The sequence below is a fragment of the Nitratireductor sp. ZSWI3 genome, from assembly GCF_024655565.1.
In the GTDB taxonomy this organism is placed as follows: domain Bacteria; phylum Pseudomonadota; class Alphaproteobacteria; order Rhizobiales; family Rhizobiaceae; genus Nitratireductor.
Genome location: NZ_JANKOF010000081.1, coordinates 1 through 22,761, shown reverse-complemented (window position 1 = coordinate 22,761; position 22,761 = coordinate 1). Strand labels below are relative to the sequence as shown.

Below are 22,761 nucleotides of genomic sequence, written 5' to 3'. Positions count from 1 at the left end.
GTCATCAACTCTGAACGATATGTGGAATTGCCGCACCCGACAACTGGGCGGTCTCGCGGCTGACATCGGCGATTGCCCTATCCTCAAAAGGGGAATTGCCCGACGGCAGAGGGCGCGCGAAAGGGTGCCGCGTCTCAAGCGGCTTGCGCTGCCTGCCTGAGACCGGCGAGCTGCAGCGCCGCGAACAGGGCCACCGCCAGGGCCTGCGCGAGGACGAACAGGACACCGAGCAGCGTGGGCGCCACAAGGCCCGTCGCCAGCAGGGCGAGGCTGCCGATCACCCACAGCCCGTTGGCGATCACGACGTCGAGCAGGAGCAGGCGCGGGGCGCTCGCCCGCCGCGCGGTGAGCGCCAGAAGCGCCACGAAGGGGACGAGCACGAGCCCGGCCCAGAACAGGAGCGCCGCCGGCAGGCCGAGGAGCGGCGCCAGAAGGTTGGCGCCGAAGAGCATCAGCAGCGCCGCGGCGCCGCTGACAACCGCATCGAGCAGAAGGGTCTTGCGCAGAAATGGGGATATGGCGAGTTGCATTGTCAGAACTCCAGGTTCGGGTTGCGAATGGCCCGAGATTGAAGCTGGAAGCGCGCGCTGGCGATTACGCGTGAGGTAATGGAAACCCCATTCGTCCGCGCTAATCTAGTGGTGCGATCCCAACAGATGGTACCCATCTGTTGGGAAAAATCGCCCCACCAGATCAATAGCTTGTGGGCTGACTTATCGAAACAGATGGGGACCATCTGTTTCGGTCAGACCACTAGCGCCATGCTGAGAACAGACATGAAAACCATCGACACCGGTTTCGGCTCTCTGCTGCGCGAATGGCGCCAGCACCGGCGCATGAGCCAGCTGCACCTGGCGCTCGACGCAGGCATCTCGCAGCGTCATCTGAGCTTCGTCGAAAGCGGGCGCTCGCAGCCCTCGCGCGACATGGTGCTCCACCTGACGGAATGCCTGGACGTGCCCCTTCGGCAGCGCAACCGGATGCTGCTGGCGGCGGGCTATGCGCCGAGCTTTTCGGAGCGGCCGATCGATGATCCGGCGCTGAAGCCGGCCATGGATGCGGTGCAGCTCGTGCTCGACGGGCACGCTCCGAACCCCGCCATCGCCATCGACCGGCACTGGAGGATGGTCGCCGCGAACGGCGCCATTGCGCCGCTCCTGGCCGGCGTGCGGGATGCGGAGCTGATGAAGCCGCCGGTGAACGTGCTGCGGCTCAGCCTTCACCCGGACGGACTCGCCTCCAGCATCGTCAATTTCTCCGCCTGGCGCGCGCATGTGCTGGAGCGGCTGCGCCATCTCAACGATCAGGTGGCCGATCCGGCGCTGGCCGCCCTGGAAAGGGAGCTGGCCGCCTATCCCGTGCCGCACGGCGCTCCGAAGCCGCGACCGCGGGAGACCGATGCGATCGCCGTGCCGCTGCGCCTCAGGCTCGGCACGGAAGACCTCTCCTTCATCACCACCACGACGGTGTTCGGCACGCCGCTCGACGTCACGCTCTCCGAGCTGGCGATCGAGAGCTTCTTCCCGGCCGATGCGGCGACCGCCGCCTATCTGCAGAAGATGGCGCAGGGCCGCTCATGAGCTCGGCGGCACGAAACGGCGGGCGGCGACGCGCCGCAGGCCGAGCTGACGCTCGCGCCAGATGATGAACAGGCCGGCCCCGATGACGATCACCCCGCCGCTCAGCGTGTAGAGCGTCGGCACGTCGCCGAAGGCGAAGTAGCCGATGACGATCGCCAGGATCATCGACGTGTACTCGAAAGGAGCGATCGTCGACAGTTCCGCGTGGCGGTAGCACTCCGTCATCAGGATCTGCGCGACGCCGCCGCACACGCCGGCGCCGGCCAGCGCCAGAAACTGCTCCCGGGTGAGCGCCTCCCAGCCGAACGGGATGGTGCATAAGGCGAGGACGGTCGCCGTCACCGAGAACCACAGCACGATGGTCGCCGTCTTCTCGGTCTTCACCAGCTTGCGGACGAGGAGCATCGCGACGGCCGACGCGGCGGCGGCAAGCAGCACCGCCACGACGCCGACGCCCTGCCCTGCTTCCAGCGCCCGCGCCCCGGTGAGCAAGGAGAGGTTGGGCCAGGCGATGATGACGACGCCGAGGAAGCCGACCGCCACCGCGCTCCAGCGGTAGATGCGCACCACTTCACCCATGAAGACGGCCGAGAAGACCACGACGATCAGCGGTTGCGCGTAATTCAGGGTGATGGCGTCGGGCAGCGGCAGGCGTGTCAGGCCGAAGAAGCCAAGTCCCATCGACACCACCCCGACGAGGCCCCGCATCACATGGCCGACGGGCCGCGTGGTGCGGAAGGCGGTGGCGAGCTCCCGCCGCCAGGCGAGCATCGCCAGGATCGGGAAGATGGCGAAGAAGGACCGGTAGAAGACGATCTGGCCCGCCGGCACCGTCCCCGCCGATTTGATCAGCGAGGACATGACGACGAAAATGGAAACCGAGACGATCTTGAGCGCGATTCCGATGAGTGGCTGGCGTTCGACGCCAAGTTCCGCCGCGGCTGGCATGATCTATAATCCGAGACAGGCGGTTCGCGCCGCTGGTGGCGGGACGGAGAACGGCGGGTTGTGCACGATCAGCCCCTGGCCTCCCGGATGGTCTGCCAGACGCGCGCCGGCGTCGTCGGCATCTCGATGTGACGCACGCCATAGCCGCGGAAGAGAGCATCGGTCACGGCGTTGAGGACCGCCGGCGTGGCACCGATGGTGCCCGCCTCGCCGGCCCCCTTGATGCCGAGCGCGTTGGTGGTCGAGGGCACGTTGCGCGTCTCGAAGTGGATGAACGGCACGTCGTCGGCGCGCGGCATGGCATAGTCCATGAAGCTCGCGGTCACCAACTGCCCGTCCTCGGAATAGACCGTGTCCTCCGTCAGGGCCTGGCCGAGCCCTTGCACCACGCCGCCATGCACCTGGCCGGCGAGCAGCATCGGGTTCACCGTGGCGCCGAAATCGTCGACGATCCAATAGGCGACCACCTCCACCTTGCCGGTCTCGGGATCGATCTCGACCTCGCAGATATGCGTGCCGTTGGGATAGGTCGCCTCCTCCTGCACGAACTCGCCGAATCCCTGCAGGTCCTCCGGCCGCTTGGCCGCCTTGGCAATGCCGTCGAAGCCGATGCTGCGGTCGGTGCCGACGATGCGCGCCGTGCCGTCGACGAGCTCGATGTCGTCGATGGAAGCCTCGAGCTCGTCGGCGGCGATCTTGCGGATCTTGTCGGCCAGATCCTCGCCCGCGCGGGCCGACGAAACGCCGCCGAGCGGAATGGAGCGCGACCCGCCGGTGCCGCCACCCGAGACCAGTTCGTCGGTGTCGCCCTGACGCACCGTGATCCTGTCGATGTCGATGTCGAGCTTGTCGGCAACGAACTGCGCATAGGCAGTGGCGTGCCCCTGGCCGTTCGACTGGGTGCCGATCAGGAGCGTCACCGTGCCATCGGCATTGAGCCGCACATGGGCCGGCTCGGAACCGGCGAAGGCACAGGCCTCGATATAGGTCGCCATGCCGATGCCGCGCAGCAGGCCGGCCTTCCGCGAGCCTTCCAGCCGCTCCTCGAATTTCGCCCACCCTGCCCGTTCCATGGCGAGGTTCATGTGTCCCTCGAACTCGCCGACGTCATAGAGGCGGCCGGTCTGGGTGCGGTAGGGAAACTGCTCGGGCCGGATGAAGTTGCGGCGCCGGATCTCGTCACGCCCGAGCCCCAGGTCACGGGCGCAAGCATCGACGAGCTTCTCGAGCAGGAAGGCCGCTTCCGGCCGCCCCGCGCCACGATAGGCATCGACAGGGCAGGTGTTGGTGTAGACGCCGTTGATGGTCACGTCGAGCGCCGTAATGTCGTAGACACCCGTCGACATGGAGACACCGACAAACGGAATGAAGGGGGCGTATTGCGAGATATATGCGCCCATATTGGCGGTGAGGTCGACGCGCAGTGCGAGGAACCGGCCCTCCTTGTCGAGCGCCATCTCGGCGGTCACGACATTGTCGCGGCCCTGCGCGTCGGTCATGAAATGCTCGCTGCGGTCGCCGGTCCATTTGACCGGACGGCCGAGGCGCTTTGCCGCTTCCATAACCATCGCATATTCGCGGTAGACGAACGATTTGGGGCCGAAACCGCCGCCCACGTCGGGCGTGATCACCCGCAGTTGCTCCAGCTCTATGCCGAAGGTCTTGCTGAGGATGCCGCGCATCGAATGGACGCCCTGCGACCCCGTCGTCAGGACGAAACGGCCCTCCTCCTCCCGCCACTCGGCAAGGGCGGCACGCGGCTCCATATAGTTGCAGACGAGCCTGTTGTTGGTGAACTCGATGCGCGTGACGTGATCGGCCCTCGCGAAAGCCGCCTCGGCCTTCGCCTTGTCGCCCACATGGTAAAGGAAGGCACGGTTGGAGCCGAGTTCGGGCCAGACCAGCGGCACATCGTCCGACAGCGCCCTGGCCGTTTCGGCGATGGCCTCCTCGTCCTCGTATTCAACCTCGATCAGTTCGGCCGCGTCCTGCGCCTCAAGGCGGCTGTCGGCCACCACGAGCGCGACGGCATCGCCGACATAGCGGACGTGGTCGCGGCACAGGATCGGGATGTCGCGGGTGGGCGCGCGGGTGCCGTCCGGCTGCTTCTGCATGGCGCCGGACTTCAGGTCCGCCAGATGCGCGACATCGGCCCCCGTCAGCACCAGATGGACACCCTTGGCGCCCTTTGCGGCATCGGTGGAAGCGATCGTGAAGCGCGCATTGGCGACCGGCGAGCGCAGCACATAAAGATGCAGCGTGCCTGCGGGCGAGAAATCGTCCGTATAGTGTCCCTTGCCGGTGATGAATGCCGCGTCCTCCTTGCGGCGCACGGAAGCTCCCATGCCGAATTTCGGCGTCATCACAGTCATGCGGAATCCCTTCTGGCCAAATCGGGCTTGGCCGACTTTCGGTGAGCTGGCTGGAAACAGTCGAGCGACTTGCTGACGTTAGTTTTGTCGAGCCGCATCCTTGTGTAAAGAGCAGCAATCCGATTTTGTTGGGCCACGCGAGCGGACGATTTGCCCGACCGCCACACAGGTCATAGAAAGAGTGATGATGCGCAGGGACAGCGGCCAGATCTTTCGTCTCGAGGACTACCGACCGAGCGACTACCTCATCCCCGAGGTGGCGCTGACCTTCCGGCTGGCGCCGGATGAGACGATCGTCACGGCGGTGCTGACGGTCGAGCGGCGGGACGGGGCACCGGCCGATTCGCCACTGGTGCTCGACGGCGACGGGCTGGTGCTTGCGGCTTTCTCTGTCGATGGCAGGAAGGCGCAGGCCGACGGCTTCGAGGCATCGCCCGACAAGCTGACGCTCGCCAGGCCACCGCGGGCGCAGCGCTTCACGCTGACCATCGAGACACGGCTCCAGCCGTCCCGCAACAAGGCGTTGATGGGGCTCTACGTCTCCAATGGCGTCTTCTGCACCCAATGCGAGGCGGAGGGCTTTCGCCGCATCACCTATTTTCTCGACCGCCCGGACATTCTGAGCGTCTACACCGTGCGCATCGAGGCGGCCCGCGCTGAAGTGCCCCTTCTTCTGTCGAACGGCAATCCGGTCGAAAGCGGCCTGATCGGCGAAGACAGGCATTTCGCCGTCTGGCACGATCCGCATCCCAAGCCATCCTATCTCTTCGCCCTGGTGGCGGGCGATCTTGGGGCGGTGAAGGACACGTTCACCACCGCCTCGGGCCGCACCGTGGACCTTGCCATCTATGTGGAGCACGGCAAGGAGCCGCGCGCCACCTATGCGATGGATGCGCTGAAACGCTCCATGCGCTGGGACGAGGAGCGGTTCGGCCGCGAATACGATCTCGACGTCTTCAACATTGTCGCCGTCTCCGACTTCAACATGGGGGCGATGGAGAACAAGGGTCTCAACGTCTTCAACGACAAGTACGTGCTGGCCGACGAGGACACGGCAACCGACCTCGACTTCGCCAATATCGAGGCCATCATCGCCCATGAGTATTTCCACAATTGGACAGGCAACAGAATCACTTGCCGCGATTGGTTCCAGCTTTGCCTTAAGGAAGGCCTGACGGTCTTCCGCGACCATGAATTCTCCGCCGACCAGCGCTCGCGCGCCGTCAAGCGCATCTCCGAGGTGAGAACGCTGCGCGCGCACCAGTTTCCGGAAGACCAGGGCCCGCTGGCGCATCCGGTGCGGCCGCGCCGCTATCGGGAGATCAACAATTTCTACACGGCGACCGTCTATGAAAAAGGGTCGGAGGTGGTGCGCATGATACGCACCGTTCTCGGCGCCGAGGCCTTCCGGGCCGGCATGGATCTCTATTTCGAGCGCCACGACGGCCAGGCCGTGACCATCGAGGATTTCGTGAAGGCGTTCGAGGATGCGGCGGGGCGCGACCTGTCGCAGTTCGCGCTCTGGTATCACCAGGCGGGGACGCCGAACGTGGCGGTCGCCTGGCGCTACGACGCCGCGGAGCGCAGTTTCACCGTGGAGATCGAGCAGTCGGTGCCGCCGACGCCCTCCGAAAGCCGCAAGCGGCTGATGCACATTCCGCTCGCCTTCGGGCTGGTCGGGGCGGACGGCGCGGACATCCGGTATGCGGATGTCGAGGGGGCCGCCGTCGAAAACGGCGTCATCCATGTGCGCAAGCGGCATCACACGGTGCGCTTTACCGGTGTTGACGCACGACCAGTCCTGTCGATCAACCGCGGCTTCTCCGCGCCCGTCACCCTGTCGATCGAAAGCAGGCCGCAGGACCGGCTGTTCCTCGCCCGCCACGACAGCGACCCCTTTTCGCGCTGGCAGGCGCTCAACACGCTGTTCACCGACGCGCTGATCGCCGCCACCCGCAAGCTGCGCGGCGGCGGCCAGCCGGATTTTCCGGACGACCTCGTCTCGGCCGCGGCCGAACTGGCCGGCGACGATGCGCTGGAGCCGGCATTCCGCGCGCTGGCGCTGACCTTGCCGGGGGAAGCCGACGTGGCGCGCGAGATCGGCGAGAACATCGATCCCGACGCGATCTACGGCGCGCGCAGCGCCCTTCTCACGGCGATCGCCCGGGCGGGCCGGGACGGTTTCGAGGGCCTCTATGCCGGGCTGCGGGACAACGCCCCCTTCTCGCCCGACGCGGAAGGCGCCGGCCGCCGTGCGATGCGCAACGCGCTGCTCGAATATCTGGCGCTGGCGCAGGGCGAGCCCGCGCCGGCGAAGCGGCAGTTCGACGATGCCGACAACATGACCGACCGCGCCGCGGCGCTGACGGTGCTCGCGCACCACTTCCACGATACGGAGGACAGCCGCCAGGCCCTCGCCCGCTTCGAGGAGCAGTACCGCGAGAACCCGCTGGTCCTCGACAAGTGGTTCCAGATCCAGGCGACGGTTCCCTCGCCCGACACGGTGGCGCTGATCCGCCAACTGATGGACCATCCGCATTTCTCGCTGACCAATCCGAACCGCGTGCGCGCGCTGATCGGCACCTTCGCCATGGCCAACCAGACGGCCTTCCATGCAGCGGACGGGTCCGGTTACCGGCTGGTGGCCGATATCGTGATGGCGCTCGAGAAGCACAACCCGCAGGTGGCGGCGAGGCTGGCGACGGCGTTCCGCTCCTGGCGGTCGCTCGAAGGCGGCAGGCGCGAAAAGGCCAGGCAGATCCTGCAGGAGATGGCGCAACGCGAAGATCTGTCCCGCGATCTTGCCGACATCGTGGAACGCACGCTCGCCTGATCCGACCCCGTTAAGCCCTTTTTTACCAAACCCTCTGGACAAGGCGAATCACCTTTGATTCCTTATGGGTGATTCGGACGCAGGCGATACCGAATCACCTGGCACAACGAGGAACGAGGGAGCCCGTCGGATGGCGAAGGCGGAGGGATGGGCTGTGCCCCTGATTGCGGGCATCTCTGCCATACCGCGACACCGACGCGCGTCGCGCATGGGACTGGCCGGCAACGCCAAGATCATCGCTGCGCCCGCTTATGAGCGGCTGCTGGCGATCGAGCCTCATCTGCGTCGTTCGATCCCCGTCCTGATCATCATCTTCCTGCTGGTCGTTGCCGCGGCGCGCCTCCTGTCGCTGCTCAACTGGCGCGACGATATCGAGCGGGACGCCCGCACGATGCTGGCGCTGGCGGCCGACTCGCTCGCCACGACGCTTTCCATCGAGGCGAGCGAGCAGGACAATGCGCAGCGCGCGCGCATGTTCATCGAAGAAGCCTCGCGCCGCATCGGCAGGGCCGAGCGGCAGGTGCTCGCCGTCACCGATGCAAGCTCCACCGTGATCGCCAGCTCGTCGAACGGCCAGGATCTTGTCGGCAACACGCTGGAAGACATGCTGACGGGCGGGCAACCGCTGTTCCTGTTCGGCGCGCGGGCCGGCGTGATGGACGTGTGGATCGGCGGCGAGCCGTGGCTCGTCTCGCTGGTCTATATCCGCGGCCAGGACGGCGCGGCGGTCGCCATGACCTCGCGCGATGCCCTTTTCGCCGAGTGGCGGCGCGCCGTTTCGCTCAACGTGACGCTGTTCTCCCTGACAGCGGGCATCCTGATCGTGATCCTCTACGCCTATTTCAGCCAGGCGGCGCGGGCGCAGGCCGCCGACCGCATCTATCTGGAAGCGCATCAGCGGATCGACATGGCGATGGTGCGCGGCAAATGCGGCCTGTGGGACTGGGACATGGTGCGCGGCAAGATGTTCTGGTCGCGCTCGATGTTCGACATGCTGGGCTACGAGCCGACCGAGGAGATGCTGTCCTTCGGCGAGGTCTCGACCATCATCCATCCGGACGACGGCGACCTGTTCGACCTGGCCAACCGCATCATGGCACGCGAGATCGACCATGTGGACCGCGTCTTCCGCATGCGCCACGCGGACGGGCACTGGGTGTGGATGCGCGCCCGCGCCCAGGTGGTGGACCCGCAGGCGCCCGAGCTCCATCTGATCGGGATCGCCGTCGACGTCACCGAACAGCGCACCCTCGTGCAGCAGACGGAAGCGGCCGATCTCCGGCTGCGGACGGCAATCGAGAACATCACCGAAAGCTTCGTCCTGTGGGATTACGCGGAACGGCTGGTGATGTGCAACTCAAAGTACCAGCAGGACATGGGTGTCGACCCGAGCGCGATCGTGCCCGGCGTGCGGCGGCGCGACATAGAGGCCATGGCTCCAGCGTTCCGCTCGGAGCGCCGCCTGGTCAATGCGAGCGGCTCGAGCAACAGCGCCACCTATGAGCGCCAGCTTTCCAACGGCCGCTGGCTGCAGGTCACGGAACTGAAAACCCGCGATGGAGGCACCGTCTCCGTCGGCACCGACATCACGCAGTTGAAGCAGCATCAGGGCAAGCTGGTGGACAGCGAACGCCGCCTGATGGCGACGATCCACGATCTCAGCATCGCGCGGCGTGCCGAGCAGGAGCGGACGCGCGAGCTCAGCGAGTTAAACCGGAAATACATGCGCGAAACGGAGCGCGCCGAGGCAGCCAACCGGGCGAAATCGGAGTTCCTCGCCAACATGTCGCATGAGCTGAGGACCCCGCTCAACGCCATCATCGGCTTCTCCGAGGTGATGCAGTCGGGCATGTTCGGCTCGCTCGGCTCGGAGCGCTATGAGGAGTATGTGCACGACATCTATTCGAGCGGCTCGTATCTGCTCGGCGTCATCAACGACATTCTCGACATGTCGAAGATCGAGGCCGGCCAGTTCTCGGTAGAGCGCGAGGAGATCGACCTGTGCCCGCTGATCCGCGAGACGATGCGCGTGGTGGTGCTGCAGGCGGCGGAGAAATCCATCGAGGTGAAGGCCGATATTCCGGAGACGATGACGATGTTCGCGGACCGCCGCGCCATCAAGCAGATCGTCATCAACCTCCTGTCGAACGCGGTGAAGTTCACCGGAGAAGGCGGTCACATCACCCTGCGCGCCCGCAGGGTGGGACCGGCGGTGACGCTGATCATCGAGGATTCGGGCTGCGGCATTCCGCGCGAAGCGCTGCAGAAGCTCGGCCGTCCCTTCGAGCAGGTGCAGAACCAGTTCTCGAAGAACCACACCGGCTCGGGCCTCGGGCTCGCCATCTCGCGGTCGCTCGCCGAGCTTCACGGCGGCGTGCTGAAGATCCGCTCCACGGAAGGCGTCGGCACCATCGTCGCAGTGCGCATCCCCGCAGAGCAGAAGAAGACCGCGGCGGCCGCCTGAGCGACGGCGCGGTCAGCTTTTCAAAAGACGCTCGAAATGGCCGCGCACCCGCGCGGCGGTCTCCTCCACATGCGCGGCCAGCACCGACAGGTCCGGCAGGTCCGTCTGGCGCAGCAGGAGATCGATGAAACCGGGCGGTGCCTCGTCCGGGTCGAATCCGCCGTCGAGGCACAGGCGCGTGGTCTGGCTCAGCATCGTGTAGAGATGATGGGCATCGACCAGCTCCTGGCGCGCCTGGGGCGGGCAGAACGAGGGGGACAGCTCCGCGAGGATCTCGGCGGTCGCGGTCGACCGCTCGCGGCGGTCGACGCTGCCGACAAGCACGGCGACCTGGGCGATAAACTCCAGATCGATCAGGCCGCCCGGTATCAGCTTCAGGTCCCACACGTCGCGCGGCGGCTTCTCCTTCTCCAGGAGCGCGCGCATCTCCACCGCCTCGGCGCGGATCTTGCCGTGCTGGCGCTGCAGCGCCAGGACCTCCACCACCTCGGCCTCGACACGGTCCCGGAGGCTCCGGTCTCCGGCGATCGTCCGCGCACGCGTCAGCGCCATGTGCTCCCACGTCCAGGCATCCTGGCGCTGATAGCGGCCGAAGGCGCCGATCTCGGTCGCCACGGGTCCCTTGTTGCCAGACGGCCGAAGCCGCAGGTCCAGCTCGTAAAGCACGCCCTCGGCGGTGGGCGCCGACACGGCGGCGATGAGCCGCTGCGTCAGGCGCGCATAATACTCCGAAGGCGCGAGCGGCTTTTCGCCATCCGAATACTCCGCGTCCGGCGCATGGTCGTAGAGGAGGATGAGATCGATGTCGGAGCCGGCCGTCAATTCGCGGCTGCCGAGCTTGCCCATGCCCAGAATGACCACCCGCCCCCCGGCGATCCTGCCGTGCCGGACGGCGAAGGTCTCGATCACCGCGTCGAGCGCGGCGCTGACGGTCAGATCCGCAAGATCGGAAAAGGCCTTGCCGGCACGCATCGCGTCGATGGCACCGGTGAGGAGGCGAATGCCGATCAGGAACTTCTGCTCGGCGGAGAAAATCCGCAGTCGGTCGAGAATGTCCTCGTAGATCTGGGCACCGGCCAGGAAAGATTCGAGGCGTTCGGCCAGATAGGCCCTGTCGGGAAGCTCGGAGAGCAGGGCCGGATCGAGCAGGCCGTCGAAAACATGCGGCCTTTTCGTGATGATCGCGGCAAGGCGCGGTGCGGCGCCCATGATGCTGACCAGCATGTCGAGCAGCGCCGGGTTCGACTGCAGCAGCGAGAAGAGCTGGATGCCCGCCGGCAGGCCGGCGAGGAACGCATCGAAGCGCAGCAGGGCCTCGTCGGCACGGCGGGTGCCGCCAAGGGCCTCCAGCAGGGCGGGCGTCAGTTCGGTCAGCCGTTCACGCGCCTCGGCCGATTGCGTGGCCTTGTAGCGGCCATAGTGCCAGCCGCGAATGACCCTGCACATGTCGCTCGGCCGCGAAAAGCCGAGTTGGGCCAGCGTCTCCAGCGTGCCCGGATCGTCGACATCGCCGGTGAAGACAAGATTGCCGATGCCGCGCGAGAGCTGCGGCGCGGTCTCGAAAAGCGCCGCGTAATGTCTTTCGACGAGCCGCAGCGACTCGCGGAACGTGTCCGAGAAGGCCTCTGCGCTGTCGAAGCCCAACAGATGGGCGATCCGCTCGAGCCCCTCGTCGTCCTCCGGCAGCATATGGGTCTGCTCGTCGGCGACCATCTGCAGCGCGTGCTCCACGTCGCGCAGGAACCAGTACTGCCTGGTCAGTGCATCGCGTGCTTCGGCGTCGATCCATCCGCAGGCGGCGAGCTCTGCAAGCATGGCGACCGTCTGCCGGCCGCGCAGTTCGGGAAAGCGCCCGCCGGCGATGAGCTGCTGGGTCTGCACGAAGAACTCGATCTCACGGATGCCGCCGCGCCCGAGCTTGACATTGTGGCCCTTGACCGCCACCTCGCCATGCCCCTTGTGGGCGTGGATCTGGCGCTTGATGGAATGGACGTCGGCGATCGCCGCATAGTCGAGATACTTGCGCCACACATAGGGCTGCAGTTCCCTGAGGAAGGCGGTCCCCGCCGCCAGATCGCCGGCGATCGGCCGCGCCTTGATCATCGCCGCGCGCTCCCAGTTCTGCCCGCGGCCCTCGTAATAGTGAAGCGCGGCGTCGACCGGTATGGCGAGCGGGGTGGACCCCGGATCGGGGCGCAGACGCAGATCCGTGCGGAAGACATAGCCGTTTTCCGTGCGGTCCTGGAGGATCCGCACCAGGCGCCGCGTCAGCCGGACGAACAGATCGACCGCCTCATAGGCATCGATGATCGCCGGCGCCTGCGGATCGACGAGCACGATGAGATCGATGTCGGAGGAGAAGTTGAGCTCGTTTGCGCCGAGCTTGCCCATCGCGAGCACGATCCAGCCGCTGCCTTTCGCCGGATCGGCGGGCTCCGGCAGCCTGACCTTTCCCGCCCGGTTCGCATCGAGAAGCAGGTGGTTGACGGCGGCTCGCACACAGGCATCCGCCAGGGCGCTGAGCCGCCGCGTCGTCAGCTCCGTGTCCGCCGCTCCGGCAAGGCGTGCCAGGGCGATGAGGGCATGCGCCTCGGTCTTGAAGCCGCGCAGGGCCTTCATGATCCCGCTTTCGCTCTGGTCCTGCGGAAAGGCGCTTTGGTCGATCGCGTGGATCAGCGCCTCCAGGCGCGCCTCCAGCGGTGCCTCGAACAGCGCTTCGAGCATATGGGGGTTGCGCCGTGCGCAGTCGCGCAGGAAGGGCGAGAGCCCGAAGGCGGCAGCCAGGAAATGCTTCAGCGGAACGTCGCTGTCGAGAAGGGAGCCAAGCTTCGCACAACCGGCTTCCCGGGCTGCGTCGGCGACGATCTCCAACGCTTCCCGCGCTTCATCCTCATCGACTGGTTTCAGGGGATCGGCCGGCCTTCCGAACCATGCACTTGCGTCGACGACAGCGCTGTGCGCCATTCATGCATCCTTTCCAGACGTCCCGACCCTCTCCCCGCACGCCGCCCCGCCCGAGGTCGATCAGGACTTCCGCATGAAAGCGCCGGCGGGAAACACCATCGCCACCGCGAGACCGGGGTCGTTGTCGGCGAATTCGAGGCGCCCACCATGAAATGTCATGACGGCCTTTGCAAGACTGAGGCCGAGGCCCGATCCCGGCTGCGTGCGGCTTTCCTCCAGTCGGACGAAACGCTCGGTGACGCGGTCGCGATCCTGCGGCGGCACGCCGGGCCCGTTGTCGCGCACCGACAGGCGAACCTCCCCACCGGCCTTTTCCAGGGACACCTCGACGCGCGGCGCCTCTCCGGAGCCCGCCGAATATTTGATCGCGTTGTCGACGATGTTCGACAGTGCCTGCCCGATCAGCTCCCGGTTGCCCTGCAGTTCCAGCGGCATGTCGGCCCGCGCCACCAGCATGACCCCCTCCTCTTCCGCAGCCGGCTCGTAGAGCTCCACGACATCGGCGACAATCGCCTGCAGATCGATCCTGGACGTCGTCTCGGCCGAGTATCCGGCCTCCAGACGGGAGATCATCAGGATGGCGTTGAAGGTGCGGATGAGCTGATCCGACTCGGCGATGGTGCGCTCCAGCGCCTCGCGGTAATCGGCGGTCTTCTGCTTGCCGGCCAAGGCCGCTTCCGCCCGGTTGCGCAGCCGCGTCAAGGGGGTCTTCAGGTCATGGGCAATGTTGTCGGAAACCTGGCGCAGCCCCTCGTTCAGGGCCGCGATGCGGTCGAGCATCTTGTTGAGATTGTCCGACAGCCGGTCGAACTCGTCGCCGGCGCTTGAGATCGGCAGCCGCCCGGAAAGATCGCCGGCCATGATGCGGCGGCTTGCGGCGGACACGCGGTCGATGCGTTTCAGCGCCCGGCGGCCGACGAAATACCAGATCAAGAGTGCGCCAAGGCTCATGATGGCGAGTGTCACCACGAGCGCCCGCTGCATGACGCCGCGGAACTTTTCCGGCTCGCCGAGATCGCGGCCGACCAACACGATGATCTGGTTGGGCAGGCGGAAGACGACGGCCATCGCCTCGTGCCTGGCATTCGGCGGCGCGTTCAGGCGCTGCTCGCTCTCGCCGAAGCGGGTGTAGGTGAAGGGACGCTCGGTCCAGCCGGGCGCGTCGAGAATGCCCGGCTGCAGGCTCTCGACATTGCCGGACAGGATGCGCCCGTTGGCGTCGGCAAGCAGGTAGAGATTGGCGCCGGGCTGGCGCGCGCGCGCCTCCACGACGCGGACCAGAAACGGCAATCCGCCGCGCTGGTAGGCGCGATCGAGGCCGCGCACCTCCTCGTTGATCGCGTCCCGCGTCTGCGAGACGATCATGCGCGCGGAGAGCGACGTCATGTAGATGACGAGGACGGTGGCGCAGACGGCAAAGAGAAGCAGATAAAGCGCCGAAAGGCGCGCAGCCGTCGTGTTGAGGATCGCGAGAAGCCGGGCCATCAGTCCTTCAGCATGTAGCCGGCACCGCGCACCGTGTGCAGCAGCGGTTTTTCAAAACCCTTCTCGATCTTGCCGCGCAGACGGGAGATGTGCACGTCGATGACGTTGGTCTGCGGGTCGAAGTGATAATCCCAGACATTCTCCAGGAGCATGGTGCGGGTGACCACCTGGCCGGCGTGGCGCATCATGTATTCGAGCAGCCGGAACTCGCGCGGCTGGAGCGCGATCTCCTGCCCCGAACGGCGCACCGTGTGCGACAGGCGGTCGAGCTCCAGGTCGCCGACCCGGTAAACCGTCTCGATCTCCTTGGCGCCGGCGCGGCGCTTCAGAACCTCGATGCGGGCCAGCAGCTCGGAGAAGGCATAGGGCTTGGTGAGATAGTCGTCGCCGCCGGCCCGCAGCCCCGTCACCCGGTCGTCGACCTCGCCGAGGGCGGACAGGATCAGCGCCGGCGTCTCGTTGCCCCCTTTCCGCAGTTCGGTGATGATCGACAGGCCGTCACGGCGGGGCAGCATCCTGTCGATCACGTAGATGTCGTAGCTTCCGGTTTCGGCCATGGAGAAGCCGCTGTCGCCATCGCGCGCCACGTCGGCCGTGTGACCGGCCTCCGTAAGGGCGTTCTTCAGATAGTCCGCCGCCTCGCGATCATCTTCTATGACGAGAATCTTCATGTCGTCCTTATAACCCCGAACGCCACGGGCCGCGCCAGACTTTGTCGCCGGTGGCCGAAGGCCCGCCCCGATCCGCCAAAACTCCCCCACGGCGTACCGCGGGGAAGCTTCGCTCGATGAGGATCAGCCCTCGCTCGTCGGCAGCGCAACGAAGCGGCTGGCATCGTCGCGCTCGATCTGGACGAGCACGGCCTTGCGCCCCGCCTTCACGGCGGCGGCCACCGCATCCTCGACATCCTTGCCGGACGTCACTTCCCGGGAATTGACCATGAGGATCAGATCGCCGGGGCGGATGCCGCGTTCGTCGGCGGCGCTGCCGGGCTCGACGTCGGTCACGACCAGCCCCCGGCCGTCTTCGGCCGGGGTCACCTTCAGGCCGAACTGCGCGTCCACGGCGCTCGACCGCGGCGTCTCGCCCTGGGCCGATGCCACCCTGTCGGGAGCCGGCATGTCGGACAGCTTGACCTTCAGGTCCTGCGTCTTGCCGTCGCGCCACACGGTGACGTCGACCTCGTTGCCCGGCGCGAAACCGGCAACCCGGCGCGCGAGCTCCTTGGGCGAATCGACCGTCTGGCCGTCGAGGGCGACGATGATGTCACCCGACCGGATGCCCGCCTTGGCTGCCGGCTCGCCGTCCTGGGCATCGGCCACGAGCGCGCCCTTCTCCTCGTCCAAGCCGACCGATTCGGCGATGTCCTTCGACACCGGCTGGATTTGCACGCCGAGCCAGCCGCGCTGGACCGATCCGTCCTTGATCAGCTGATCGACCACCTGTTTGGCGATCGAAGCCGGGATGGCGAAGGCGATGCCGACATTGCCGCCCGACGGCGAGAAAATCGCCGTGTTGATGCCCACCACCTCGCCGGAAAGGCTGAAGGCGGGGCCGCCCGAATTGCCGCGGTTCACCGCGGCGTCGATCTGGATGAAATCGTCGTAGGGGCCCGCGCCGATGTCGCGCCCGCGGGCCGACACGATGCCGGCCGTCACGGTGCCGCCGAGACCGAACGGATTGCCGACCGCGACCACCCAGTCGCCGACCCGAACCTTGGCGTCGTCGGCAAAGGCCACATAGGTGAATTCGCGCTTGTCATCGACCTTCAGCACCGCGAGATCGGTGCGCGGATCGGTGCCGATCAACTTGGCGTCGAGCTCGGAGCCGTCATCCATGACGACCGTGTACTGGCTGCCGCCCTCGACCACATGGTTGTTGGTAACGAGATAGCCGTCCCCGGAGATGAAGAAGCCGGAGCCCTGCGAGACCGGCCGGACGCGATGCCGCGGCGGAGCGCGCCGTTCGGAGCGCGGCCACTGGTCGCCGCGGAACTCGCGGAAGAAGCGCTTCAGCGGGTGGCCGTCGGGCAGGTCCTGGAAGCCGGGCATGTCGAAGAACGAGGAACCGCTGCCATCGTCGGAGGCGGTCTCGACATCCGCCTTGACGCGCACGCTGACGACGGCGGGCGAAACCTTCTCGACGATGTCGGCGAAGCTCGGAGCCTGAACCGGCTGCTCCATCCGCACCGCCTCTGCAAGCACAGGTGCCGTCCCGCTCGTCACAACGCCGAGACCGATGGCGCCGGCGATAGCGACGGAGGCGATCGTCGCCATCAGGCGACCGCGTCCCCTGCCGATGACGCCGCGCTTCGTGGTCTGGCTTTTCGGGTCCTGATGCATGGTGATCTATCCTCTTGAGAATTCACTTTTTCGACGCGCGGAAGGCGCGTTTCGATTGGAGAGATAGCTGCCGGCACATTACAACGCCATTTCCTGACGATGAATTTTTGGTAATCTTCGCTAGGACCTCAAGCGCCGCCGCCCCACTCCACCCGTGTTTGGACATGGGCCACGCGCTCGAGCGTGCGATGCACCGGGCACTTGCCGGCGATCTCGACCAGCTTGTCGCGGGTCGCCTCGGAAATCTCGCCGTCGACCGTGATCCTGCGCTCGAAGCGATCGATGCGCCCTTCTTTCTTCAGCTCCTCCGCACAGTCCGCACAATCCTCGGCATGGACCTTCGCATGCGCGACGTCGACGCTGAGCCGGCCAAGCTCCAGGCCCTTGCGTTCGGCATACATGCGCAGCGTCATCGCCGTACAGGCGCTGAGCGCGATCGACAGGAAGTCATAGGGCGAGGGTCCCGAATCGAGCCCGCCGACGCTCTCCGGCTCGTCGGCGAAGAGCCGGTGCCTGCCGGCCTGCACGGCGTTCTGAAACCGGCCCTGACCGGTTTCCATGACACGCACGTGCTCCAAGGCTTCGCTTCCCTGCGGAAGATCCGCCGCGATGTAGCGCGACAGCCAGCCGGAGATCACGCTGGCGGCAAACGCGGTGTCGGCCGGATCGGTGAGCATGTGGTCGCTCTTGTCGAGCGAGACGAAGCTCTTGGGGTGCTTGGCGGCAAGGAAGATCCTGGTTGCGTTTTCGATGCCGACAATCTCGTCGAGCGGCGCGTGCATGATCAGCAGCGGCTTGCGCATCGCCTTTACAGCGTCGAGCAGGGTGTGCCGCTCCACGTCCTCGACGAATTGCCGGGAGATGCGGAAGCTGTGGCCGGCCAGCGAGGCATCCGCCTCGCCCTGCCGTTCAACGGCGTCGAGGGAGGTGCCGAGGTTCTTCAAGACGCGAGCGGTGTCGGCAGGAGCGCCGATGGTGACCACCGCCCGGATGTCGGCGAGCGCGCCGGCAAGCGCCAGGACCGCGGCTCCGCCGAGGGAATGGCCGATCAGGACGGACGGCGCCTCGTAATGCGCGCGCAGGAACTCGATCGCGCAAAGAAGATCGGCCAGATTGGTGGCGAAGTCCGTCGAGCCGAACGCGCCATCGCTGGCGCCAAGTCCCGTGAAGTCGAAGCCGAGCACCGCAATCCCCTCCCGCGCGAGCTCAGCGCCGATGCTGCGCACCGCCGGAACGTCGCTCGAACAGGTGAAGCAATGCGCGAAAAGCGCGTAGGCCCGCACGGGACCGTTCGGCAAATCGAGACGCGCCACGAGCGTGGCGCCGGAATGTCCCTCGAATTCGAGCTTCTGCATCTTCGTCCTCGCCTGTCACCAACCGGGCAGGCTAGGCCGAATTACCGCGGCCGCATAGGGGGTTGAGGACGCTCGTCAATCCCGATCGTTCAAGATCCGGTCAAGCCGCGCTTCCTCGTCCTTGCTGAGCGTCGGCTGGGCGCTCTTCCTGCGCTGGCGCGCATTGGCGAGGAGGACGGAGCCGCCGATCAGCAGGAACAGGAGCGGCGCGCTCCACAGGAGCACGGTCTTCACGTTCAGGCGCGGCTTGAGGAGAACGAATTCGCCGTAGCGGGCGACGATGTAGTCGAGCACCTGCTCGTTGCTGTCGCCAGCCTCAAGGCGGTCACGGACGAGGATGCGCAGGTCCCGCGCGAGCTCGGCGTCGGAATCGTCGATCGACTGGTTCTGACAGACCATGCAGCGCAGTTCCGCCGACAGATCGCGGGCGCGTTGCTCGAGGGCCGGATCGCTCAACACCTCGTCGGGCTGCACGGCACGCACCGGAGCGCTCCACAACAGCGTCGCCGTAGCCAGCGCGAAAAGAGCGATTCTGAGCCTGCGCCTCATGCGTTGCCGCCCCTGGCAGCCGCCGCCATCGCCTTGCGCGGCATGGGTGCGCCGACGCGCAGCCGACGATCCAGCAGCGAGACGGCACCACCCGCCATCATCACCAGCGCGCCGAGCCAGATCAGCGTGACCAGCGGCTTCCACCAGATGCGGACCACCAGCGAACCGCTCGGGGTCTTGTCGCCCAGCGAAACATAGAGCTGGCTGAGCCCCAGCGTCTTGATGCCGGCTTCCGTCGTCGGCATCTGGCGCGCCGGATAGAGACGCTTGGAGGAGACGATTGTGCCGCGCTCGGCGCCCGTTGTGCGCGTGAGGACGAAAAGCGCCTGGTCCTCCGTGTAGTTCGGCCCGGTGAAGGGGCGAAGACTGTCGAAACGCAGCACATGGCCACGAATCTCCACCGTGTCGCCGGGCTGCATGGCGACGATGCGTTCGGCCTGCAAGGCCGTCACGGAGACGATGCCGATCATGGTGAGCCCGAGCCCGGAATGGGCGAGCGCCGTTCCGAAGACGGAGCGCGGCAGACCGGCGAGCCGGCGCCAGGCGACGGCCGCCGGGACCTTGCCCAGGCCCGATTTGAACACCAGGTCCGTGAGCGCCCCGAGCACCAGCCAGACGCCGAGCCCGATGCCGAGCGCCGCCAGGACCGATGCCTGATCGACCAGCGCATAAGACAAGAGCGCGACCAGCAATGCGGCACCGAAGGCCGCGAACAGGCGCTGCGCCGCCGCCCACAGGTCTGCGCGCTTCCACGCCAGAAGCGGCCCGAAGGGCACGATGACCAGCAGCGGCAGCATGAGAGGACCGAAGGTGAGGTTGAAGAAGGGCGGGCCGACGGAGATCTTGTCGCCGATCACCGCCTCGATCAAGAGCGGGTAGAGCGTCCCGATGAGCACGGTCGCCGTCGCCGTCGTCAACAGCAGATTGTTGAGGACAAGCGCTCCCTCACGCGAGATCGGCTGAAACAGGCCGCCGGCGGAAAGCGAGGCCGCGCGCCAGGCAAAGAGTGCCAGGGAGCCGCCGATGAAGAGAACGAGGATAGCCAGGATGAAGACGCCGCGCGCCGGATCGGTGGCGAAGGCATGCACGGAAGTGAGAACGCCGGAGCGCACCAGGAAGGTTCCCAGCAGCGACAGCGAGAAGGTGAGGATGGCGAGCAGGACGGTCCAGATTTTCAGGGCCGAGCGCTTCTCCATCACAAGGGCCGAATGCAGCAGCGCCGTGCCGCCGAGCCAAGGAAGGAGCGACGCGTTCTCGACCGGGTCCCAGAACCAGAAACCGCCCCAGCCCAGTTCGTAATAGGCCCAGTAGGATCCCATCGCTATACCGCCGGTCAGGAACATCCAAGCGGCCAGTGTCCAGGGACGGACCCAACGCGCCCAGGCGGCGTCGATGCGCCCCTCGATCAGCGCCGCGATCGCGAAGGAGAAGGCGATCGAGAAGCCGACATAGCCGAGATAGAGAAGCGGCGGATGCACCGCCAGGCCGATGTCCTGAAGGATCGGGTTGAGGTCCTTGCCCTGCATCGGCGCCGGCGAAAGGCGGGTAAACGGGTTGGAGGTCACCAGGATGAAGAGCAGGAAGGCGCAGCCGATGGCTCCCTGCACGCCGAGCACGTTGGCCCGCAGAGACAGGGGCAGATTGCGCCCGAAGACGGCGACCAGAGCGCCGAAGAAGGACAGGATCAGCACCCACAGCAGCATGGAGCCTTCATGATTGCCCCAGGTGCCGGTGATCTTGAACAGAAGCGGCTTGGCCGCGTGGGAGTTCTCCCACACGTTCAGCACCGAGAAGTCGGACTGCACATAGGCCAGAACGAGCGTGGCGAAGGACAGGGCGATCAGCGCGAAACCGGTGATCGCGGCGGGCTCGCCGACGCGCATGAGAAGCTCGCTTCTCATGCGTCCGCCGATGATCGGCACGCATGTCTGCACCACGGCCAGCGCAAAGGCCAGAACGAGTGCAAAATGACCGAGTTCGATGTTCATCCTTGAACGCGCTCCATGCGGATTCGGTTTTGGCCGGTCGCCTCACGGGGCTTCCCGCCGATGCTAGAGCGGTTCATCGTTTCATGGAAACGGTGTCCCGCTCTATCTCATTGTTATTCCGTATTTATGCGACGTCAGGTGATTCCACCTGACTGCAAAATGCTCTAATTCTCCTGCCAGACACCCTTTTCCTTGAGACTGTTCGCCACTTCCTTGGGCATATAGTTCTCGTCGTGCTTGGCAAGCACGCTGTCGGCCACAAACACGTGATCGGCGTTGAACGAGCCCTCCGTCACCACCCCCTGCTCCTCACGGAACAGATCCGGCAGGATGCCGGAATACGTCACCATCACCGACGTCGCCCCGTCTGTCACCGCGAAGCGCACATGCGTGTCGTCGCCGCGCAGGATCGATCCCTTTTCGACAAGGCCGCCAAGGCGGATGCGCTGACCGGCCGCCACCGGCCGCTCCTCCAGATCCCCAGGCATGTAGAAATAGGAGGTCTGCTGACGCAGCGCATAAAGGGTCAGTCCCGTGGCTACGGCGAGGAAGCCGACCGCACCGCCAATGATCGCCAACCGTTTCTGCTTACGTGTCACATCACACCTATTCGATTTCGACGCCGAGGCCCTTGGCGAAGGTCAAAAGTTCCCGGCCTTCCGCCGTGTTCGCACCGAGCGCCGACATGCCGCGCTCCAGTGCCGAGCGGGCCTCGTCCGGCTTCTCCAACACCATGTACGAACGCACGAGACGGCGCCAGCCTTCCGGATCGGCCGGGTTTTCGCGCAGTTTTTCGTCGAGGCGCGCCACCATTCCAGCGACCATGGATTGCCGATCGTCCTGCGACATCTGCGAGGCAGCTGCGACGTCCTCGCTGGTCGGTCCGGGCGCCTGCTCGTCGGCGCCGCTTGCCAGCGCCTGCGCCGCCGCCTCGCGCCATGGCGAGCCCTCCGGCAGGTCCGCCTGCATGGCGCGCCAGGCATCGCGCGCATCGTCCATCATGCCTTCCTGAGCCCGCGCCAGGGCGATGAAGAACCGTGCTTTCGGGTTCTGCACATCGAGCGCAAGCGCTTCCTGGAAAGCGGCCTCGGCGTCCGCGGTCACCAGGCCCTGCGCCCGGGCGGTGATGACTTCACCGAGAGCCGCCTGCAATTCCGCCGTTGCAGCAGACAGACGGATGATGTTGCGCAGCGCCGTTTCGGCATCCGCGAAGCGGCCAAGACGCATATAGACCGGTGCGAGAACCTGCCAGCCTCGGACATCCTGCGGGTTGTCGGCGAGATGCGCCTCGGCGCGCCCGACCAGTTCCTCGATCGAGGCATTTGCCGGATCCTGCTGCAGCCGGGCCTGGAGCGGCTGCGAAGGCATGCCGGGAGACCCGATGACGGTATAGACCCCCCAGCTGATCAAGGGCACCGCGGCGATCGCGGCAGCCGCCGTCAAGCGTACCAGTAACCGGCCCTCGCCGGTGCCGGCGGGCTCGTCGGCCCCTTCGGAGACCTTCAGGATCCGGCGACCGATCTCGGCGCGCGCCTGTTCCGCCTCCTCAGGGCCGATCAGCCCGCGCTCGACATCCCTGGCGAGCTCGTTCAACTGATCGCGGTAGACCTCGATGTCATAGGCGGTGCTGGCGGCTGTCGCCGGCCTGCGAGCAGCAAACGGCCGCATCACCGCGAGAGCGGCGACGAGCGTGAGAAGTGCTGCAAGGATCCAGAACAACATGGCGCTCTAAATAGCGGTCCTGCGCAACTCTGCCAACTCGCCTCGCCTGCGGCCATTTGGCGTGCGCGCACCCGGCCGCAGAACGCACAAGGCACTGGAAATTCAACAGAGTCGGCCAGCTCGGGCGGCCTCTCGTTGATCCCGCGGTCGCGCCCTAGG

General features: G+C 66.2%; 15 protein-coding genes. 3 read left to right on the top strand and 12 right to left on the bottom strand.

The genetic code is table 11. The features are described from left to right. Positions 1 to 134 precede the first annotated feature (134 nt). Positions 135 to 530, bottom strand: coding sequence for a hypothetical protein (locus NUU27_RS19615; RefSeq protein ID WP_257763874.1), 396 nt, complete (start codon positions 528 to 530; stop codon positions 135 to 137). Between the two features lie 246 nt (positions 531 to 776). Here NUU27_RS19615 and NUU27_RS19610 point away from each other — a divergent pair, with 246 nt between their 5' ends. Next, positions 777 to 1,580, top strand: a complete 804-nt coding sequence (locus NUU27_RS19610; RefSeq protein ID WP_257763873.1) for a helix-turn-helix domain-containing protein — start codon at positions 777 to 779, stop codon at positions 1,578 to 1,580. Here NUU27_RS19610 and NUU27_RS19605 read toward each other — a convergent pair. Both NUU27_RS19605 and NUU27_RS19600 read right to left on the bottom strand, forming a co-directional pair. After that, positions 1,575 to 2,528 carry a DMT family transporter gene (locus NUU27_RS19605; RefSeq protein WP_257763871.1) on the bottom strand — a complete coding sequence of 318 codons (954 nt, stop codon included), beginning with the start codon at positions 2,526 to 2,528 and terminating at the stop codon, positions 1,575 to 1,577. The genes NUU27_RS19610 and NUU27_RS19605 overlap by 6 nt on opposite strands. A gap of 68 nt (positions 2,529 to 2,596) precedes the next feature. Beyond that, complete coding sequence (locus tag NUU27_RS19600; RefSeq protein ID WP_257763870.1) at positions 2,597 to 4,900, bottom strand: xanthine dehydrogenase family protein molybdopterin-binding subunit; 2,304 nt, start codon at positions 4,898 to 4,900, stop codon at positions 2,597 to 2,599. Between the two features lie 187 nt (positions 4,901 to 5,087). Between NUU27_RS19600 and pepN the strand changes: the two genes are divergently transcribed. Both pepN and NUU27_RS19590 read left to right on the top strand, forming a co-directional pair. Next, positions 5,088 to 7,733: an aminopeptidase N gene (pepN, locus tag NUU27_RS19595; protein WP_257763869.1), complete on the top strand. Its 2,646-nt coding sequence runs from the start codon at positions 5,088 to 5,090 to the stop codon at positions 7,731 to 7,733. Between the two features lie 130 nt (positions 7,734 to 7,863). Then, positions 7,864 to 10,197 carry a PAS domain-containing sensor histidine kinase gene (locus NUU27_RS19590; protein ID WP_374567645.1) on the top strand — a complete coding sequence of 778 codons (2,334 nt, stop codon included), beginning with the start codon at positions 7,864 to 7,866 and terminating at the stop codon, positions 10,195 to 10,197. Between the two features lie 12 nt (positions 10,198 to 10,209). Here NUU27_RS19590 and NUU27_RS19585 read toward each other — a convergent pair whose 3' ends face one another. From NUU27_RS19585 to ccmI, 9 genes are all read right to left on the bottom strand, one after another. Then, positions 10,210 to 13,161 carry a bifunctional [glutamine synthetase] adenylyltransferase/[glutamine synthetase]-adenylyl-L-tyrosine phosphorylase gene (locus NUU27_RS19585; protein ID WP_257763865.1) on the bottom strand — a complete coding sequence of 984 codons (2,952 nt, stop codon included), beginning with the start codon at positions 13,159 to 13,161 and terminating at the stop codon, positions 10,210 to 10,212. Positions 13,162 to 13,221: 60 nt separating this feature from the next. Next, positions 13,222 to 14,646: a HAMP domain-containing sensor histidine kinase gene (locus NUU27_RS19580; RefSeq protein ID WP_257763864.1), complete on the bottom strand. Its 1,425-nt coding sequence runs from the start codon at positions 14,644 to 14,646 to the stop codon at positions 13,222 to 13,224. Continuing rightward, complete coding sequence (locus NUU27_RS19575; RefSeq protein ID WP_257763863.1) at positions 14,646 to 15,317, bottom strand: response regulator transcription factor; 672 nt, start codon at positions 15,315 to 15,317, stop codon at positions 14,646 to 14,648. The genes NUU27_RS19580 and NUU27_RS19575 overlap by 1 nt, the downstream gene beginning before the upstream one ends. A gap of 123 nt (positions 15,318 to 15,440) precedes the next feature. Continuing rightward, positions 15,441 to 16,988 carry a DegQ family serine endoprotease gene (locus NUU27_RS19570; RefSeq protein WP_257763862.1) on the bottom strand — a complete coding sequence of 516 codons (1,548 nt, stop codon included), beginning with the start codon at positions 16,986 to 16,988 and terminating at the stop codon, positions 15,441 to 15,443. Positions 16,989 to 17,116: 128 nt separating this feature from the next. Next, positions 17,117 to 18,343: a bifunctional alpha/beta hydrolase/OsmC family protein gene (locus NUU27_RS19565; protein WP_257763861.1), complete on the bottom strand. Its 1,227-nt coding sequence runs from the start codon at positions 18,341 to 18,343 to the stop codon at positions 17,117 to 17,119. A 75-nt stretch (positions 18,344 to 18,418) separates the two neighbouring features. Further along, a complete protein-coding gene (locus NUU27_RS19560; RefSeq protein WP_257763859.1) occupies positions 18,419 to 18,892 on the bottom strand; it encodes a cytochrome c-type biogenesis protein in 474 nt (157 codons plus the stop codon). Continuing rightward, entirely contained in the window at positions 18,889 to 20,880 is a 1,992-nt protein-coding gene (locus tag NUU27_RS19555) for a heme lyase CcmF/NrfE family subunit (RefSeq protein WP_257763858.1), read from the bottom strand. Before NUU27_RS19555 ends, NUU27_RS19560 begins: the two co-directional genes overlap by 4 nt. Positions 20,881 to 21,044: 164 nt before the next feature. Further along, complete coding sequence (gene ccmE, locus NUU27_RS19550) at positions 21,045 to 21,479, bottom strand: cytochrome c maturation protein CcmE (RefSeq protein ID WP_257763856.1); 435 nt, start codon at positions 21,477 to 21,479, stop codon at positions 21,045 to 21,047. A gap of 7 nt (positions 21,480 to 21,486) precedes the next feature. After that, a complete protein-coding gene (ccmI, locus tag NUU27_RS19545; RefSeq protein WP_257763855.1) occupies positions 21,487 to 22,602 on the bottom strand; it encodes a c-type cytochrome biogenesis protein CcmI in 1,116 nt (371 codons plus the stop codon). Positions 22,603 to 22,761: the final 159 nt, after the last annotated feature.